General features: G+C 42.5%; 2 protein-coding genes and 1 pseudogene. 1 reads left to right on the top strand and 2 read right to left on the bottom strand.

What is annotated here, in order from left to right:
* Both R7Q11_RS25100 and R7Q11_RS25095 read right to left on the bottom strand, forming a co-directional pair.
* On the bottom strand, positions 1-100 hold a 100-nt coding region (locus R7Q11_RS25100), incomplete at its 3' end, for a DUF3389 family protein (protein WP_225466869.1).
* A gap of 42 nt (positions 101-142) precedes the next feature.
* On the bottom strand, positions 143-577 hold the full coding sequence (locus tag R7Q11_RS25095; RefSeq protein WP_005455359.1) for a hotdog fold thioesterase: 435 nt from the start codon (positions 575-577) through the stop codon (positions 143-145).
* A gap of 204 nt (positions 578-781) precedes the next feature.
* Between R7Q11_RS25095 and R7Q11_RS25090 the strand changes: the two are divergent.
* A pseudogene (locus tag R7Q11_RS25090) lies at positions 782-974 on the top strand (M48 family peptidase); the annotation flags it as partial.

Below are 974 nucleotides of genomic sequence, written 5' to 3'. Positions count from 1 at the left end.
CGGTTTGTGCTTGCAATGTGACCATTGCCTCACCCGTTAGTTTGATGACGATTTCACGCTGCGTCGCGATAATTTTACCTAATGAAAACTCGATAACCATGTTCTGCCTTTGGGGGTATCTCTGCTGATTGATGAAGTCGAATTAAGCCAATTTTGCTTTTTGTTGTTTCACAGCAATCGTTAGACGACTAGTACACACCAAACGATCACGTTCGTCTGTAATTTCAATCTGCCAAACTTGAGTCGAAACACCAAGGTGAATAGGTTTTGCGGTACCGATAACATAACCACTGCGCATTGCTCGTACATGGTTTGCGTTGATATCTAAACCTACGCAGTAGTTACCTTCACTTACGCAAAAGTTTGCGGCAATGGAACCTAATGTTTCTGCTAGCACGACGGATGCACCACCATGCAACATACCCAGCGGTTGGTGAGTAAAACTGCACACTGGCATCGTTGCACTTAATGAGTCATCCGTGAAGTTGGTGTACTCGATTTGTAGGTGCTCCATCATGGTATTTCTTGATGTAGCGTTAAGGATGTCCAAACTGATCGGCTTTTTCCAAATACTCATTTTTCGCTCTTACTGTTTGCAGGTTGAGACTGCTTATTCATATTTATGCCAAGCGCTTAGCATAGTCTCTATTGCTGAGACACTTCAAGACAAAACGCGCTAGCCCTCAACTCTACAATCACACTTACCTCGCCTATGCATCTTGTCATCATTTGGGTATATACTACTGGTTCAAAACAAGAATTAGTGAATATGGAGCCACTTATGAAGGTATGGATTAAAGCCTCTGCTCTCTTGACCTTAGCAGGCTTAACTGCGTGCAGCGCCTCACCAACTGGTCGAAATCAAATACTGATGTTTTCAGATCAAGAAATGTCATCACTTGGTGCAAAATCCTTTGATCAAATGAAGAAGGATATTCCAATCAGTAAAGATAAAAAGACCAACGCTTACGTAC

The sequence above is a fragment of the Vibrio sp. 970 genome (genome assembly GCF_033339075.1).
This window is presented reverse-complemented; position numbering and strand designations above follow the sequence as displayed.

Excerpts from the sequence above, each read along its gene's own strand:
- R7Q11_RS25095 (WP_005455359.1), bottom strand. The coding sequence starts at position 577 with ATGAGTATTTGGAAAAAGCCGATCAGTTTGGACATCCTTAACGCTACA.